Annotated in this window: 16 protein-coding genes; 10 read left to right on the forward strand and 6 right to left on the reverse strand. The window is 59.9% G+C overall.

Annotated elements, in window-relative coordinates:
• The first annotated feature begins 208 nt into the window (after positions 1-208).
• The 8 genes from RMR13_RS03740 (at position 209) to dnaE (ending at position 11,350) form a co-directional block, all read left to right on the forward strand.
• A complete protein-coding gene (locus RMR13_RS03740; protein ID WP_310599300.1) occupies positions 209-811 on the forward strand; it encodes a molecular chaperone TorD family protein in 603 nt (200 codons plus the stop codon).
• Positions 812-3,022, forward strand: a complete 2,211-nt coding sequence (locus RMR13_RS03745; RefSeq protein WP_310599301.1) for a molybdopterin-dependent oxidoreductase — start codon at positions 812-814, stop codon at positions 3,020-3,022.
• Between the two features lie 55 nt (positions 3,023-3,077).
• Positions 3,078-3,878 carry a 4Fe-4S dicluster domain-containing protein gene (locus RMR13_RS03750; RefSeq protein ID WP_310599302.1) on the forward strand — a complete coding sequence of 267 codons (801 nt, stop codon included), beginning with the start codon at positions 3,078-3,080 and terminating at the stop codon, positions 3,876-3,878.
• A gap of 230 nt (positions 3,879-4,108) precedes the next feature.
• Positions 4,109-5,203, forward strand: a complete 1,095-nt coding sequence (locus RMR13_RS03755; RefSeq protein ID WP_310599303.1) for an OmpA family protein — start codon at positions 4,109-4,111, stop codon at positions 5,201-5,203.
• A 15-nt stretch (positions 5,204-5,218) separates the two neighbouring features.
• Positions 5,219-6,076 (forward strand): MotA/TolQ/ExbB proton channel family protein, encoded by an 858-nt coding sequence (locus RMR13_RS03760; RefSeq protein WP_310599304.1) that lies wholly within the window; start codon positions 5,219-5,221, stop codon positions 6,074-6,076.
• A complete protein-coding gene (locus RMR13_RS03765; RefSeq protein WP_310599305.1) occupies positions 6,048-7,007 on the forward strand; it encodes a hypothetical protein in 960 nt (319 codons plus the stop codon). The genes RMR13_RS03760 and RMR13_RS03765 overlap by 29 nt, the downstream gene beginning before the upstream one ends.
• 68 nt (positions 7,008-7,075) lie before the next feature.
• Positions 7,076-7,636: a GrpB family protein gene (locus RMR13_RS03770; protein WP_310599306.1), complete on the forward strand. Its 561-nt coding sequence runs from the start codon at positions 7,076-7,078 to the stop codon at positions 7,634-7,636.
• A 201-nt stretch (positions 7,637-7,837) separates the two neighbouring features.
• Positions 7,838-11,350 (forward strand): DNA polymerase III subunit alpha, encoded by a 3,513-nt coding sequence (dnaE, locus tag RMR13_RS03775; protein ID WP_310599307.1) that lies wholly within the window; start codon positions 7,838-7,840, stop codon positions 11,348-11,350.
• Between the two features lie 98 nt (positions 11,351-11,448).
• On the opposite strand, the gene RMR13_RS03780 is transcribed toward dnaE, so the two are convergent.
• From RMR13_RS03780 to xerA, 6 genes are all read right to left on the reverse strand, one after another.
• A complete protein-coding gene (locus tag RMR13_RS03780) occupies positions 11,449-11,736 on the reverse strand; it encodes an antibiotic biosynthesis monooxygenase family protein (RefSeq protein ID WP_310599308.1) in 288 nt (95 codons plus the stop codon).
• Between the two features lie 198 nt (positions 11,737-11,934).
• The gene (locus RMR13_RS03785) at positions 11,935-12,741 is read right to left on the reverse strand and encodes an SAM-dependent chlorinase/fluorinase (RefSeq protein ID WP_310599309.1); all 807 of its coding nucleotides are present in this window, start codon (positions 12,739-12,741) and stop codon (positions 11,935-11,937) included.
• A 102-nt stretch (positions 12,742-12,843) separates the two neighbouring features.
• On the reverse strand, positions 12,844-13,350 hold the full coding sequence (locus tag RMR13_RS03790; protein WP_310599310.1) for a hypothetical protein: 507 nt from the start codon (positions 13,348-13,350) through the stop codon (positions 12,844-12,846).
• Positions 13,351-13,365: 15 nt separating this feature from the next.
• The gene (gene hslU, locus RMR13_RS03795) at positions 13,366-14,766 is read right to left on the reverse strand and encodes an ATP-dependent protease ATPase subunit HslU (RefSeq protein ID WP_310599311.1); all 1,401 of its coding nucleotides are present in this window, start codon (positions 14,764-14,766) and stop codon (positions 13,366-13,368) included.
• Complete coding sequence (gene hslV / locus RMR13_RS03800; RefSeq protein WP_310599312.1) at positions 14,763-15,296, reverse strand: ATP-dependent protease subunit HslV; 534 nt, start codon at positions 15,294-15,296, stop codon at positions 14,763-14,765. Before hslV ends, hslU begins: the two co-directional genes overlap by 4 nt.
• Positions 15,297-15,379: 83 nt before the next feature.
• Positions 15,380-16,309: a site-specific tyrosine recombinase/integron integrase gene (xerA, locus tag RMR13_RS03805; protein WP_310599313.1), complete on the reverse strand. Its 930-nt coding sequence runs from the start codon at positions 16,307-16,309 to the stop codon at positions 15,380-15,382.
• A 112-nt stretch (positions 16,310-16,421) separates the two neighbouring features.
• Here xerA and xseB point away from each other — a divergent pair, with 112 nt between their 5' ends.
• Both xseB and RMR13_RS03815 read left to right on the forward strand, forming a co-directional pair.
• Positions 16,422-16,670, forward strand: a complete 249-nt coding sequence (gene xseB, locus RMR13_RS03810; RefSeq protein WP_310599314.1) for an exodeoxyribonuclease VII small subunit — start codon at positions 16,422-16,424, stop codon at positions 16,668-16,670.
• The gene (locus RMR13_RS03815; RefSeq protein WP_310599315.1) at positions 16,645-17,541 is read left to right on the forward strand and encodes a farnesyl diphosphate synthase; all 897 of its coding nucleotides are present in this window, start codon (positions 16,645-16,647) and stop codon (positions 17,539-17,541) included. Before xseB ends, RMR13_RS03815 begins: the two co-directional genes overlap by 26 nt.
• Positions 17,542-17,547 lie beyond the last annotated feature (6 nt).

Genomic DNA, 17,547 nt, shown 5'->3' on the forward strand with positions numbered 1-17,547 from the left:
CAGGAAGTACAGGTATCTTGTACAAAAAAAGATTGTATGCTACAGTGTGCGGGATTCAAGGAACGATAGAGGCAGGCGGGTCAACTGTAGAAAAGCGGCTTATCGCTAGCAATTGGCTCCTGTAGCGGAGCCTCGCAACCACATTCCCCGACCGTCAACCGAGGTCACGCAGATCGTCCGTCACCGATCCGCCAGTATACTTTGCTCCATGGCCGCACACAGCTTATCTCCCGATCAGGACGACGCCTCGGCAACCGAAGCCGCCACCCTCAGTTCCCTCTATTCCTTTTTGGCGCTCACCATGCGCTATCCCGACCCCGCCTTTTGCAACGAACCGTTTTTCGATGCCTTCGAGTCGCTGCTGGCCTCCCTCGATTGGCAGGCCGAGCTTGCGGCAATGCGGGCATGGCGGGAAAAAACCGCCGATCCCCTCGACGATCTGCGCACCGCCTACACCAGCCTGTTCATCACCGCCGCCCCGGGAACCACCATCCCTCCCTATGCCTCGGTCTATCTCGACGGCGACGGCAGCCTGCATGGCCGGACCACCGAGCGCACCAGGAATTTTTACCGTGAACGGGGTTTCGACCTGCTGTCCGAGACCGAACCCGCGGATCATCTTCAATTCGAACTCGAATTTTTGGCGGCATTGGCCGGTGAAGCCAAATTTGACGACGAAGAGCTTTTTCTTCAAACCCTCTTTCGGCCGTGGTTCGTACGTTTTCAAGAAAAAAGCATGCAAGAAGCTCGACATCCGTTCTATCGAATGTCGATACAGTTAATCGATTTCTTCACCAAGGAGGAACAGTAAATGGCAATGAACCTTACCAGGCGGACTTTTCTTAAAGCCGCCTCGATTGCCGCTGCGTCCGTGCCGCTGTCCAAAGTGACGGCCAAAGCGGAGTCAGGAGTTGTCAAGACGCCCCTGGTTGCTCCAGGGAGCTTCAAGAACACCCAAACCGCGGTTGGCGGGGTGTGCGAGATGTGCTTCTGGCGGTGCCAGCTGGTTGGCAAGATCCGCGACGGCCGTCTGGTCAAGCTCGAAGGCAACCCGAAATCAATCGACAACGGCGTCTCCATCTGCGCCCGCGGCAATGCCGGCGTCAAGCTGCTTTACGATCCGGACCGCCTCAAATACCCGTTGAAGAACGTGGGCAAGCGCGGCGCGCCCAAATGGCAGCGCATCACCTGGGAAGAGGCCCTCGACACCTGCGGCAGCAAGCTGAAGGCCATTGCCGACCAGTACGGCACCAAGGGCATCTCCATGTTTCCGCATGGCTCCACCGCCACCTACCCCATGGGCTTCTTCGAAAACACCGTCGGAACCCACAACATCTCCGAAGCCTCGTTCTTCCAGTGCCGCGGTATCCGCGATACCGCCTATCTCGCCACGGTCGAGCAGGCGCCCAACGAAAACGTCGACATGGCCAACGCCAAGGTCATTTTCCTGGTGGGCTGCCATTTCGGCGAGAATATCCATGTGTCCCACGTCAAGCAGTATCTCAAGGGACTTGAAAACGGCGCCAAACTGGTGGTGGTCGATCCCCGCTATTCGGCCTCTGCGGCCAAATCGCACATCTGGGTCCAGATCCGCCCCGGCACCGATACCGCCTTCTTGCTGGCGATCATGAACTATCTGATCCAGAACAAGAAGTACAACGCCGATTTCGTCGAAGACTACGGCGAAGGCCTCGGCAAGATGGCCGAGGGCATCAAGCAGTGGACCTTGGAGAAAGCGGCCCAGGAATGCGACGTGCCCGCCGCCCAGATCAAGGAAGTGGCCGAATTGCTGGCCGCCAACATGCCCAATGTCTCCGTCCATCCCGGCCGCCACGTTTCCTGGTACGGCAACGACTTCCAACGGGAACGCGCCCTGGCCTGCCTCACTGGCCTGCTCGGCGCCTTCGGCGTCAAGGGCGGGTTCGTTCAGCCGGTGGGCCCGAAGGGATTGGCCAAGTATTCCTGGCCGAAAGGCGAAGGCCACGACAAGAGCCTCCGGGAGATGGCCAATCTCTATCACTTTTCGCCGCCCGGCACCCCGACCGACCTGATCCGCGACACCGCCATCACCGGCAAGCCGTATCCGATCAAGGGCTGCGTCATCTGGGGTCAGAACCCGATCCAGACCATTCCCAACCAGGAAAAAACCATCAAGATGCTGGAGCAGATGGACTTCGTCATGTGCGTCGATGTCATGCCCACCGACATCACCATGTACGCCGACATCCTGTTGCCCGACTGTTCGTACCTGGAACGCTACGACCTGATCAAGACCGGCACTCAGTGGGATCTGTCCGAGGAGCCCCGGCAGTACATCGCACCGCGCATGCCGTTGGTGGCGCCCGGATTCGAGCGCAAGGACAGCGTCTACATCACCAACGAGCTTGCCAAGCGCATGGGCTACGGCGAAAAGATCCCGATCCAGACCCAGGAAGACGGGATCAACAAGATGTTGGCCGGAGTACAGCTGTCGATCGACAAGATCAAGGCCGAAGACGGCATCCACGTCCAGCCCGGCAAGAAGCCGTACGGCGATATGGAACTGACCGTGCATTTTTACAGCAAGGAGATGGAAGACCACGGCTATCCGGGCATCCCCACCTATATCCCGGTGGAGCGTACACCCGAGGGCTACTTCCGCCTGCTCTACGGCCGTTCGCCGGTCCACACCTTCAACCGCAGCCAGAACAACGTCTGGCTGATGGCTGAAAACAGCATCAACCCGGTCTGGCTCAACGACAAGCAGGCCGCCAAGCTGGGACTCAAGGACGGCGACACCGTGTCCCTGGTCAACCAGGACGGTGTCAAGTCGCGCACTACCACCACGGTCAAGGTCACACCGGGCATCCGCCAGGATTGCGTCTACATGTACCATGGCTTCGGTTCGATGAACCCCGAGCTGACCGTCGGTTACAACAAGGGCGTCGACGACCAGAGCCTGATCACCAAACTAGCGGTGGATCCGGAAACCGGTGCCCATGGCATGCGCAACAACTTTGTCAAACTCGTGAAAGTCGGCTGATCGGCGGGTCTTGTCCCGTACCGTCAGCCACGATTACCCCTGAAGGAGAGTCCCTATGCAATATGGCATGATTATAGATGTCGACAGGTGCGTGGGCTGCCATGCCTGCGTTATCGCCTGTAAAGCCGAGTGGGAAGTGCCCGCTCAATACAACCGCAACTGGGTGCACCGCCTCGGACCGGACCTCACCACGACCGGCATGGCCGCCACCTATTACCCCGGCCTGTGCAACCACTGCAAGGCCCCGTCCTGCGTGCCGGTGTGCCCGGCCGAGAAGGTCAGCGCCACCTTCAAGGACAAGAAGAGCGGCAAGACCGTGACCATGGACATCGCCGCCACCTGGAAGGATCCGTTCAACGGTACGGTCCAGGTCGATCGCGAACGCTGCATCGGCTGCGGTGCCTGCCGCGACGCCTGCCCCTACGGCGCCCGCTATGTCGACGAATCGCTCAAGGACGACGGCAGCCTCGGCAAGGTGGACAAGTGCACCTACTGCATGCCGCGCGTTGCCGAGGGGCTGGAGCCGGCCTGCGTGCAGACCTGCCTGGCTCGGGCCCGGGTCTTCGGCGATCTCGACGATCCCAAGTCGGATGTGGCGCAGTATGTGAAACGAGGCGCGGTGGGTCTGACCTCCAAAGCGGTCCAAATCGGCCCCAACGGCATGTACTTCGGCAGCAAGAAAGGCGATATGGAACTGCTGATGAAGGCGGCGCCGCAGGAACTGCCCAAGGTATCCCTGCGCCGCAGCCTCCTGACCCAGATGTCGCTGACCGCGAAGAATCAGGTCAAGGATATCGGGCTGTTGGGCCTGGCCGGCGCCTTGCTGGTCAAATCCCTCCAGGACGATGAAAAGTAAGATTCACGCTCTTTTCTGAGTCTTCGATCCCCTGTCGCCCTTGCGGACGGCAGGGGATTTTTTTTTACTGATTGCCATCGAACTTTTCCAGGGGGGACATTGCCGGATCGACCACGGCGGAACAGACGGCAAACACTGGCTTTTTTCCCGCAGTCTGCTACAATGCGGCGGTCAGGCGAAAAAACGCGCAAAGCCCTTTTGTTCCGGTCCCCGACAGCCGAAAGACGATTATGGCAGAGACATCCATCACCCCTCCCGCACCGGACGAAGCCCAAGAATCGATCGCGGCGGCTCCCTCGGGCCGGGCGCCGTCGTCGCTCCCACCGGAATGGCTGCATGCCAGCCAGCCGGTTTTCGTGGTCGAGGATTCTTTCTACCGCTCGCGCACGCCGCCTCGACCGGTCCATTGGTCCATTGCCTGGTCGGACCTGATGATGACCATGTTCATCCTCTTCCTCACCCTGTTCGCCCACCTGCACACCCACCAGGAAATTTCGTCCCACGGCAAACCGAACAAGGTCGCCGACGAGACCGTCCCGGTTGATGCCGGTGCGGGCAAATCGTCCCTGCTCTTCCATCCCATCACCCAGGACATTTCACTCAAACTCGGGGACAAGCAGCACGACGCCTCGCTGCCGAAACAGGAATTGCAGGGGGCCGACGTTCTGATCCGCCACCAAACCGCGGAGCTGCCGCCGTCGGACGCAGAGCAAATAGACCCGATCCCGGAAATCGACAAGCCGCCGGCAGAGCCGCCCCGGCAGCACGCCGAGACACCGGCACCTCCTCCTGCCCCGGAGCCGGAACAGGCCGCCGACCTCAAGCAACGGGAAGAGGCGATCACCAAAATCTACGATTTGTCCAAACACACCCTGGAGAACGAAAAACTGGAGCGGTTTGCCTCGGTGGAGCTGGTGCCCGACAAGACCATGCGCATCATCCTCACCGGCGACCTGCTCTTTGACTCGGGCCAGGCGGAACTGACCCACACGGCCGTCGATTCCCTGAAAAAACTCTCCAACATCATCAAGGAAACGCCCTACATGATCAATGTGATCGGCCATACCGACGACCGGCCGGTCAAAACCACCCGCTTCCCCTCGAATTGGGAACTGTCGTTGGCCCGGGCCAGCCGGGTGGCCCGCTTTCTGATCGAGGAGACCAAACTGCCGCCCAGTCAGTTCGCTGTTGCCGGGTACAGTTCGTTCCGGCCGCTGCACCCCAACACCAGCGAGGAAAACCGCAAGGCCAACCGCCGGGTGGAAATCATCCTGTCCAAGGAGTTGCCGCAGGCCGAGGCGGCCACGCCCACTAACCTTCAATAATTCCGTTATCTTGCCATGCAACGAAAAAACTCTATCGGCCTTGTCCTCTGCGGCCTCATTTTCCTGGGCGGCTTTTTGTTCAAGGGCAGCCTGAGCTTTTATTTCAACATCGCCAGCCTGATGATCGTGGCCGGCGGCAGCGCCACCGCCGCGCTGCTCAGCTTCCAGCTCGAACGGCTGATCATCGTGTTCCGGGTGGTCCGTTCCTCCTACGGCAGCCAGTTGAAATCCGAAGCCGAGATTGTCGACATCCTCATTGATCTGGCGATCAAATCCCGGATTGAAGGCATCCTTTCCCTGCAAAAAGACGAGGACGAAACCTCGATCCTCTTTCTCCGCCGGGGGCTCGGCTGCCTGGTGGACAACTACGAGCCCCACCAAATCCGCGACATCCTCAACACCGAGATGTATTTTTTCAAACTGCGCCGCGAGGACAGCGAGCGGGTGCTGCGCACCATCGCCGACTTCTGCCCGGCCTTCGGCATTGTCGGCTCGGTAGCCGGACTCATTCCGATGCTGGCGGGCATCGACGACACCGGCATCATCCTCAAGACCGTTCCCCTGGCCTTGACCTCGATCCTCTATGGCCTAATTTTCGCCAACTTCTTCTTCATCCCCTTTGCCGCCAACCTGCGCGAGCGCACCAACCGGGAATTGCTGCTGCAAAAGATCATCATGGAAGGGGTTCTCGCCATTCACAGCGAACTCAACCCCACGGTGCTCCGCACCAAGTTGCTGTCCTTTCTCACCCCCTCGGACCGGCGAGCCGACATGGTGCCGCTCTCTCGAATCCAGGAGCGGTTTCACATCCAGGTCGACGATCGTTTCGACCCCGACGGCCCGTATGACCGCTCCGGGCCATCGGTCTCCTGAATTGTTAGCTGAGAGCCTTTCCCATAAAACAGGGATGCAAAAAGTGACCTGCAATCCGAACCTCAACCTCAGCACGGCTGAACTTGGTCGTCAGCCCACGAAACCACCTCCGATCATGAACCCTGACATTTCTGAATTTAGCTACGGCTACGCGCTTACTGAAACGCTTATTACCTCAGTGCCACATCCGATTCGCGCAGCACCGATCTTTCCATCACTTATTGACGAAGGAAAACCGGGTGGAGGTTACGACGTTAAAATTCCGTTCGTCGGCTTTCCCTTGTTCTTGCAATTCAAGCTGTCGCACAAGATGGTACGAGATTCGGCCTTCGAGGCTCAGCGTGGTCTTATGACAACTCCTTTTTATCGAATGCACTTACGCCCAACCAAACACTCCCAACAGCACCCGATGCTTCTTGCTCTTGAAGCATCGGGTGTGGCGGTGTATTACGCAGCGCCACACTTCGATACACCAGCAGAGCTGAATAACGCATATATCAAGGGCAAGGTCGTTCAAAGATCAGTTTTTTTCCGCCCATCCGAAATTGGCGACCTACCGGATGATCGCGCCCACCACGTAACATTCAAGAATGGGCACCCTGTTTACCTATGCAGTGACGATCCACGCATAGTTAGAGAAGGAAGTGACGGAACAAATTGTGTGGAATTCCTCGATGATCTTGCCAAGGGCTATTGGCGATACGAGCGGATACTTCCCGAAGACGAAAGCGTCCGATCGTGGAATGAAAGACTGATAGCCATCGTAGAGGAGCACCATCGGCATTTCCGCTGGTACGACGATAACACCGTGAATGCGCTTCGCAACAAGTATCCCCTCAACGCTCTTGCATACTTGGCTCGTACGTTCTTTGGCTGCAATGTGTTGGTTATTGCTCCACGAGATGAAGGTAATGAAAAACTCGTAGACTAACCCTTCAATGACCGGACCTGCGCGAAAAGCCGCACAAATCACCCCCTTCATGGTAGGTTGCATTTCAAATGACCCACGACCATGCACAAAACGCTGGTAACAACGACGATGCGCCGATTGAACTCGTTCCCTATGATTTGACGTCGCCCGCGAAGTTCGAGACCGAGCGTGAACTCTTGGCGGCTATTCTGAAACCATGGCTCATAGGAAAAATTGAGCACATCGGGAGTACTGCCGTGCCATGGCTGCTGGCAAAGCCAGTCATCGATATCATGGCTCCGATTCACACTCTCGCATCCTCACGCACAGCTATCGAAGCAGTAACTGGCATCCGGTATATCTACTACCCTTACAAAGCAGAGGTTATGCACTGGTTCTGCAAGCCTTCGCCAAGCTACCGAACTCACCATTTACACCTTGTGCCCCTCTCAAGCCTACTGTGGAAACAAAGACTCCTGTTTCGTGACGCGCTGCGTCGCAGCCAGGCGCTCGCGGCGGAGCATGCGCAGCTCAAATTGCGTCTTGCGCAACAGTACCGCACAGATCGCGAGGCATACACAGAAGGCAAAACGCCTTTCATTCAACACGTGCTTTCGAGTATGTTTACGCGCAGGACAGCCACGACCTAGCCCGGCACTCAACTCCGCGCGTTAGCTTCAACATTGGGCCGTTACCATCAGTGGATACAACTGCCGCCTGAATTGCTACGATAAATTCGCAAGAGCATGAAAAATCACTCTGAGCGAGAGAACCACAATACCTCCGGATTGCGTTCGCTCGTCATGCTCTGAACATTTTCAGATTTTTCCACATGCAGGAATAAATACATCATGCCCACACCTTTCATCCACCTCCATGTCCACACCCAGTATTCCATGCTCGACGGTGCCATCCGTGTCTCCGACCTGATCGAGTCGACTCAGCATTTCGGCATGAACGCGGTGGCGGTCACCGATCACGGCGCCATGTACGGGGCGCTGGAATTTTACGAAAAGGCTAAGAAGGCCGGGGTCAAGCCGCTGGTCGGCTGCGAATTCTACCTGGCGGAAAACGGCATGCACCTCCACGACCGGAGCGGCGGCCACAATTTCCACCTCGTGGCCCTGGCCATGGACGAAACCGGCTATCGCAACCTGATGCGGCTGGCCTCCCTGGCCCAGACGAAAGGGTTTTATTACCGGCCCCGCATCGACCGCCAAACCCTCTACCAGCATAACGAGGGCCTGATCGTGCTCACCGCCTGCCTTAAGGGCGAGATTCCCTGGCGGCTCGCCCACAACGATCCCAACGGCGCCCGGGCCCGCGCCCTGGAGATGCAGAAGGTCTTCGGCGACCGCCTCTATCTCGAAATCCAGGAAAACGGCATCCCCGAGCAGACCGTCGCCAACCAGGGCCTGATGGGGCTGGCCGACGAACTGGGGATCAAGCTGGTGGCTACCAACGACTGCCACTATCTCACCCGAGAGGAATCCTACGCCCACGAAGTGCTGCTCTGCATCCAGACGAGCAAGACTATCAACGATCCCAACCGGTTCCGGTTCAACACCAACGAACTGTACTTCAAGTCCGGCGACGAGATGGCCGCTCAATTCAGCTACTGCCCCCAGGCCATAAGCAACACCCTGGAAGTGGCCGAACGCTGCAATCTCGACCTCAAGTTCGGTGCCCACCATTTCCCCATCTTTCCGGTCAAGGAACACGAAACCCTGGATTCGGTCTTTGCCCAGGCCTGCTGGGACGGCTTCAAAGATCGCCTGGCCCAGTTGAAGGAGCTGGAGGAGGTCAGCGCCGAAACCGAGAAGGCCTACCGGGACCGGCTGACCCTGGAGGTCGAGGTCATTCAGAAAATGGGATTTTCCGGCTACTTCCTGATCGTGGCCGACTTCATCACCTGGGCCAAGAAACAAAAGATCCCGGTGGGCCCCGGCCGCGGTTCCGGTGCCGGCAGCCTGGCCGCCTACTGCATGTCGATCACCGACATCGATCCCCTTCCCTACGGCCTGTTGTTCGAGCGGTTCCTCAACATCGAGCGGGTATCCATGCCCGACTTCGACATCGACTTTTGCAAGGATCGGCGCGACGAGGTCATCGATTACGTCCGCCAGCGTTATGGCGGCGACGAGCATGTGGCCCAGATCGTGGCCTATGGTTCGATGAAGGCCAGGGCCGTGCTGCGCGACGTCGGCCGGGTGCTCGACATCCCCCTGCCGGTGGTGGATCGGATCGCCAAGCTGGTGCCGGAGGAGCTGAAAATCACCCTCAAGAAGGCCATCGACAAGGAGCCCCGGCTACGCGAGGCGATGAAGGAAAACGAAGTCCGCGAACTGCTGACCATCTCCCAGACCCTGGAAGGATTGGCCCGGCACAAGTCGACCCATGCCGCCGGCGTGGTCATCTCGCCCAAGCCGATGGTCGAATTCCTGCCGGTATGCATCGGCCCGAACAAGGAAATCCTGACCCAATACGACATGAAATACACCGAGAAAACCGGGCTGATCAAGTTCGACTTTCTCGGTTTGAAGACCCTGACCGTGATCGACCGGGCGCTCAAGCTGATCGCCAGCGATGTCGGCACCGAGATCGATCTGCGCAAGATCCCGATGAACGATCTCAAGACCTACGCCCTGTTGTGCCGGGGCGACAGCCTGGGCGTCTTTCAGCTGGAAAGCGACGGCATGCGCGAATTACTGATCAAAATGCAGCCCGAGCAGTTCTCCGACCTGATCGCCCTGGTGGCCCTGTACCGGCCGGGGCCGCTCGACTCGGGCATGGTCGACACCTTTGTCGAGACCAAGCACGGCCGCAAACCGGCCGATTACCCCCTGCCCCAGATCAAATCGGTGCTGCAGGAGACCTACGGGGTCATCGTCTACCAGGAACAGGTCATGAAGATCTCCAACATCCTGGCGGGCTACAGCCTGGGCGACGCCGACATCCTCCGCCGGGCCATGGGCAAGAAGATCCCGGAGGTCATGGAAACGGAACGGGGCAAGTTCATGGCCGGAGCCAAGGCGAACAGTATTCCGGAGGAAAAAGCAAAATACATCTTCGACCTGATGGCCAAGTTCGCCGGCTACGGTTTCAACAAGTCGCATTCGGCGGCCTATGCCCTGATCGCCTACCAGACCGCCTATCTCAAGGCCCACTATCCGGCCCAGTTCCTGGCGGCCCTGCTTTCCTGCGACGTGGAAAACACCGACAAGGTCGTCAAATACATCAACGAGTGCCGCCAGGAAAAAATCGAGGTGCTGCCGCCGGACATCAACGAGTCGGTCAACGACTTCACGGTCATCAACGACCGTATCCGTTTCGGCCTGGCAGCGGTGAAGAATGTCGGCGGCGCGGCCCTGGAATCGATCCTGGCCGAACGGGACAACGCCGGCACCTACCACTCGCTGGCCGATTTTTGCAGCCGGGTCGATTCCTCCAAGGTCAACCGCAAGGTGATCGAAAGCCTGATCAAGGCCGGGGCCTTCGACACCCTCAACCCCAACCGGAAGCAGTACCTGGAAGCCCTTGACCAGTGCCTCGAACGGGCCAAGGCGGCGCAGCGCGACCGGATGAGCGGCCAGATGAACCTGTTTGCCATTGCCCAGCCAGCCGGCGCCAAAAAGGAAAACCAAGAGGTCGACCTGCCGGAGGTCGAGGATTGGCCGAAGCTGGAACGGTTGACCTATGAAAAGGAAACCGTGGGATTCTTCCTGACCGGCCATCCCCTGGAGGGGGTGATGGACGATTTGCGGCGGGTGGTCGACACCGACATCGCCGGAGCGGAAAAGCTGCGGGAGGGCCAGGTGGTGCGGATCGGCGGCCTGCTGGCCGGCTACAAGGAGCACAAGTCGAAAAAAGGCGAGCGCATGGCCTTCACCGTGCTCGAGGACATGAGTTCCAGCATCGAGGTGATCGTGTTTCCCTCGACCTTTGCCGATTGCTCCCATCTCCTGACCAGCGACCGGCCCCTGATCGTGCTCGGCACGGTGCAACAGAGCGAGCGGGGGGCCAAAATCGTGGCCCAGGACATCTCCGGCCTGGCCGAAACGCTCGAACAGTACACCGAACGGGCGGTGATCACCCTGCAGGCCGCCTCGACCTCACGGCAGCACATGATGGAACTGAAGGAACTGCTGTACCAGCATCACGGCGCCACCCCGGTGCTGCTCACCCTGCATTTCGACAACCGGGGCGAAGTGGATATCCAAGTGCTCAAGGACATGGCCATCCGCCCCTCGACCGATCTTTTCCACCGGATCACCCGTCTCTGCGGCCCCCGGTCGCTGGCCGTGCACATGCGCAAACCCGAGGTGCAACCCCGCCGCAACGGCAACGGCCGCAACGGCCATTGACGCAGCCGGAACAAAAAAAGGCGGCCCATCGTCACGATGGACCGCCTTCGCATCATCTGAACGATACCGGTCGCAAAGCCCGGCGCCATCCGATTCAATCAGGCGTTTTCAAACACCTCGTAGTGGGTCGGGGCACCGAGCAGTTTGTCGATCTGCTCCTGCACCTCGATCCGCTCCTTGCTGAGCGTCCATGCCCGCCAGTCATCGAGCGTTTGCCAACTGCTGATCACCATGCTGACCTCCGGCTCGTCGATCCTGGTAAACGTTTCTCCCGAAATGTAGCCCTTTTGATTGAGGGTCAGCGCCCTCATCTTCCGAAGAAGGGCTTCGAGTTCAGGAGCCTTTTTGTCCACGACTTTCCGTTTGATGAGAACTTTGACAGCCATGTGTTCCTCCTCTCGGTGTGGATGAATGAGACGTGCAGAACAACCGGACAGCAACGATTCCTAATACTTTGTACTTACTCTATAACCATATCTGGCCGAAGACGCAAAATAATAATCACTCGTCGATTCTGCCGGTTCACCCGGCTTTGCCGCCCGTCCTGTCCGGTTGGTGCGGATTTTTTTGGGCCCCCAGGCAGTCTAGCGGCGAACAAGATGCACGGTCAGCGGGTCGCCCGGCCCGCAACCGATCAAGGCGGCGGCACTGGCCTGGTTGGCGGCGATTTCCAGATAGCCCGCGCTGTCGGCCAGAACCAGCAACTCACCCGGCAACGCCTCGTGGTAGGAGCGCCCCAAACGGCCGATCCGCTGGTCGCCGATTTCGAGATGGTCGAACATGTCGGGATGCAATTGGTCGGCATCGACCCGGATGGAGGTGCGAAGATTGCCGAAGCGATCGATATGCAGCACCTGGCCGCAAAGACGATCGACGGTGCGGACCGCTGCGGCAATGGTCGCCATCCGGATGGATTCGAGCGTGACGGCGGGACCGAACTGGCCGGGATCGCCTGTCCGTGCCAGGGCGGCCGCCACCGGAGCCATGATATCGCGGCCGTGGAAGGTGGCACTGACGGCAGGGTTGCAATACGCCGGATGTTCCAGCCGATGGATCGAGGTGACGATACGGTCGGCCACCAGCAGCGACAGGCAGCCGTTGTCCGGAGCGATGAAAAAATGGCCGTCACCGGCCGCGACCAAAATGGCCCGATCGCTGCCCACCCCAGGATCGACCACCACCACGTGAATGGTACCGGTCGGGAAAAAAGGGTAACTGGCGCGAATGGTGATCGCGGCGGTTGCCACGTCCCAGGCGGGGATGGCATGGGTGAGATCGACGAGGGCGGCAGTCGGGCACCCCTTGAGCACGGCCCCCTTGAGCTGGCCGACGTAGGCGTCCTCCAGGCCGAAATCCGTGGTCAAGGTGATGACAATCGGTTGGCTGGCCATGGCCGCTCTCCAACTGAAATCAGGGGATCGGCGAGTTCTCAGCGAGGATGCCCTTAGGCGCGCTCCCACCGAAAAATTGCCGCAAAACCGGGACCGCGGCGCTTACGCAAAACAAAGGCCGCAGTCCGGGCATTCGGTCGAATCGGGCGCAAACCGGCAACCACAGGCCGGGCAAACCGCCTCGGCAGCCCCGGCGTCGTACACCGCGCCGACAAAACGAGTGTCATGGTCGGACAAACTCGTGTTTTCCCGATACTCTTGCGCCATAGCAGCCATTGTTTCGGCTTGATCCGTCTCGCGCACCTGGAGCAGCACTTCCGGCCCGCGGCAGCCGCACGCGCCGTCGTTCTCCTTAACTATGCGGGAGGGCAGGCCTTTTTCGCGAAGATAGGCCTGCAGGGCCTTGACCTGCAAAACCGGGCCTTTGTGGACGGCGATCACCGGCTCCAGGGGACCGATCTCAGCCAGGCTGGCCGAGCGTTGATTCTGTCCGGCGAGCAGCACTTCGCCGCCGACCAGAGCCACTCCGCATTCGGCGCAGTTCCGCACCTCGGGGCGATACTCGTCGCCGCACTGCGGACAATAGTTGTATTCGGGATCGATGGGCATGGCAAGGCGACCAGTTTACAGGATGTAGCGGCTTAAGTCCTCGTTCTCGGAAATGTCGGACAATTGGCGGCGGACATAATCGGCCGTGACCGTAAAGGCCAGGTCTTCTCGGTCGGTGGCGTCGAAAGAGATTTCGTCGAGCACGCGCTCGATGATCGTGTGCAGGCGACGGGCGCCGATATCCTCGGTCTTCTGGTTGACCTGCACCGCGATCCGCGCCATCTCCCTGATGGCCTCGTCCTCGAAAACCAGCCGGACGTCCTCGGTGGCCAGCAGCGCCATGTACTGCTTGATCAGGGCGTTGTTCGGCTCGGTCAGGATGCGGAAAAACTCTTCTTCTCCCAGGGCATGCAAATTGACCCGAATGGGAAAGCGGCCCTGGAGTTCCGGCACCAGATCGGACGGCTTGCAGACATGGAAGGCGCCACTGGCGATAAACAGGATATGGTCGGTCTTGACCGGCCCATACTTGGTGGACACCGTGGTGCCCTCGACAATGGGTAGCAGGTCACGCTGCACCCCCTCGCGCGACACCTCCGGCGACCCGGAACTGGTGCCGCCCCGCGAAGCGATCTTGTCGATCTCGTCCAGAAAGATGATTCCGGACTGTTCGGTGCGGCGGATGGCCTTCTCGGCAATGGAGGCGGTGTCCACCAGCCGCTCGGCCTCTTCCTTTTTGAGGAATTCCAGGGCCTCGGGCACCTTCATCTTTTTCGGCTGCTTTTTTTTGGGGAAAAATTTGGAAAAGGCCTCCTGGAGGGAATTCTGCATATCCTCCATGCCCGAGGCGGAAAACACCTCGACCATCGGCGCACCGCCGGATGCGGCCACCGACAGCTCCACCACCCGATCGTCCAATTCGCCCCGGCGCAGCATTTCCCGGAACCGCTCCCGGGTGCCGGTGGCGCGGCTTTCTTCCGGACGACCGGCGGCATTGCCGTCGTAACCCAGAGAAATCACGTTGGCCGAGTCGGGGGCCCCTTGAACAGGCGAACGGGGCAGGAGCAGGTCGAGCAGACGTTCCTCGGCCATGGCCGCCGCTTTTTCCCGCACGCCCTCTTCCGCTTCCTTGGTGACCATGTTGACCGCCAGCTGCGTGAGATCACGGATCATGGATTCGACGTCGCGGCCCACATAGCCGACCTCGGTGAACTTGGAGGCCTCGATCTTGAGAAACGGGCTTTGGGCGAGATGGGCCAGGCGGCGGGCGATTTCGGTTTTGCCCACGCCGGTGGGCCCGATCATGATGATGTTCTTCGGGGCGATTTCCTCGCGCAGGGGCTGTTCGACCTGTTGCCGCCGCCAACGGTTGCGCAGGGCAATGGCCACCGACCGCTTGGCCTCGGCCTGGCCGATGATGTAGCGATCGAGTTCGGCCACGGTTTGCCGAGGAGTCAGCGAATTGATGCCTTTCATATTTTTTCCACCACGATGTGGGTGTTGGTGTAGACGCAGATCGAACCGGCGATTTCCAGGGCGGCACGGGCGATGGCCTCGGCGTCGAGGGAGGAATGGGCCACCAGGGCCTTGGCTGCCGCCTGGGCATAGGGGCCGCCCGAGCCGATGGCCAGGATACCGTCATCCGCCTCGATGACATCGCCGGTGCCGGACAGCAGCAGGGAATGGGTGTCATCGACCGCGACCAGCATGGCCTCCAGCCGCCGAAGCATCTTGTCCATGCGCCAGTCCTTGGCCAATTCGACCGCGGCCCGCATGAGGTTACCGTTGTACTGTTCCAGCTTCTGCTCCAATCGGTCGTAGAGGGTGAAGGCGTCGGCGGTGGAGCCGGCAAAGCCGGTGATCACCTGATCGTGGTAGAGCCGCCTGACCTTGCGCGCCTGGTGTTTGATGATGGTGGCGCCGAACGAGACCTGACCGTCGCCGGCAACCACCACCTGCCCCTGGTGCCGGATGGCGACGATGGTGGTGGAACGAATTTTCTGCATGGGTAGCTTGCCTGGGTGTGCTGTTTGGGAGAATTTTTCGGAGGGAATTTGCGGTTGATTTGTAACCACGATGCCGAGCCGAGTCAATCCCCGCCCGAGATTTCCGGGGTGTTGCCCCTGGCCTGGGGATGAGCTTGATCGTAGACCTTGGTCAGGTGATCGATGTTGAGGTGGGTGTACTTTTGGGTGGTCGACAGGCTGACGTGCCCCAACAGTTCCTGGACCGTGCGCAGATCGGCGCCCATCTCGAGCAGATGAGTGGCAAAGGAATGTCGCAGGGCGTGCGGCGTCACCTCGACCCCGATTCCGGCCCGCAGTCCGTAGGTCTGGATCGAGCGTTCGACACTGCGCGCGCTCAGCCGACTCCCCTGGCCGTTGAGGAACAAGGCGTCGCGCTCGGGTTCCCTGCCGCGCTGGATGCGCGCCACCGTCAGATTGTCCCGTTCGGGCCGATAGAGCGCCAAGGCTTCCCCGGCCATCCTGCCGAAGGGCACCAGCCGTTCCTTGTTGCCCTTGCCCCGCACCCGGACCATTTCGGCCGCGAAATCGATGTCGTCCATGTTGCAGCCCACCAGCTCGGAAACCCGCATGCCGGTGGCATACAGCATCTCCAGCATGGCCCGGTCTCGTCGCCAGAAACGGTCGCTGACCACCGGGGCTTCCAGCAAGGCGAACACCTCGTCCACGGTCAGAAAGGCGGGGATGTGCTGGCTCAGCTTGGGACCGACGACCCCGGCAACCGGATCGGCAGCGATGATTTTCTCCCGGCGGAGAAATCGGAAAAAGGTGCGGAGAGCAGACAGCTTACGCGCCACCGAGGCACTGGCGTTCACCGCATAAAGCGAGCCGACGAACGCCTCGACTTCGGCGCCGGTGATGGCGGCACAATCGGCATCTTCGCCGCAAAAACGGAAAAACTCAACTATATCGAAACGGTAGCTGTCGGCGGTATGGGGTGAATATCCTTTTTCCACCAACAGCCAGGCCACGAATCGTTCGATCTGTCCGGTCATAGCCAAAGAGGTCTTGAAACACCAGGGGAGAGGGTCTATTATAAAGGATTACCTTTGTCCGATCTATTCGGCAAATAAAATCGTTTGCAGCCCGGAAGGGCGGAGCCGCTGCATGGCGAAAAAGACCTTCGAACAAGCGCTGGCCAGGCTGGAGCAAATCACCGAAGAACTCGAATCCGGAGAACTCAGCCTGGAAAAAAGTCTGGAAAAATTCAACGAAGGCATGACGCTGGTCCATTTTTGCAACGGCAGGCTCGACGAGGCGAAATCGCAGGTCGAATTGCTGCTGCACAAGGATGGCGAGCTGGTTGGCGTGCCTTTTGCCGAGGAAGACGGTGGAAATTCGAACCTATCTCGATGAACAGCGCCGGAAGGTCGAGGACCGCCTGGCCGCCTTCATGTTGGAGCCCATCGGTGCCTTTGCCCAACATATCGAGGCGATGCGCTACAGTCTCTTTGCCGGCGGCAAACGCATCCGGCCCGTTCTCTGCCTGGCTGGCGCCGAGGCGGTGGACAGCGACGAACAAACCCGGCAGCGCGCCCTGCCGGTGGCCTGCGCCCTGGAATGCATCCACACCTACTCCCTGATCCACGACGACTTGCCGGCCATGGACGACGACGATCTCCGCCGGGGCAAGCCGACCAACCATACCGTCTTCGGCGAGGCGGCGGCCATTCTCGCCGGCGACGGACTTCTGACCTTTGCCTTTGAACTGCTCAGCGGCGCGGCCTCGGCCCCCCTGCCCGATCCGACCCGCATCCGCATCATCCAAACCATTGCCCGCGCGGCCGGTCCCTTGGGCATGGTCGGTGGTCAATCCCTCGACATGATTTACGAGGGCCAGCAGGTGGGATACGAGGAACTGCGCCGCATTCACCGCAGCAAGACCGGAGCCCTGATCACCGCCTCGGTGGTCTGCGGCGCCATGGTCGCCGGGGCCGACGAAGACCAGGAAGCGGCCCTGAAAACCTACGGCGACCACATCGGCCTTGCCTTCCAGATCGTCGACGATCTCCTCGATGTCGAGGCTACCACCGCCGAACTGGGCAAATCTGCGGGCAGCGACGCCAAGGCCGACAAGGTCACCTACCCCTCGTTGTTCGGCGTGGAAACATCGCGGACCATGGCCCGGGAAGCGGTGCAGGAGGCGATCGCCGCCCTGGCCGCATTCGATTACCAGGCCGATCCGCTTCGCGCCCTGGCCCGCTATATCGTTGATCGCAGGAAATAAAATTTC

The sequence above is a fragment of the Desulfobulbus sp. genome, assembly GCF_031547805.1.
Taxonomy (GTDB): domain Bacteria; phylum Desulfobacterota; class Desulfobulbia; order Desulfobulbales; family Desulfobulbaceae; genus Desulfobulbus.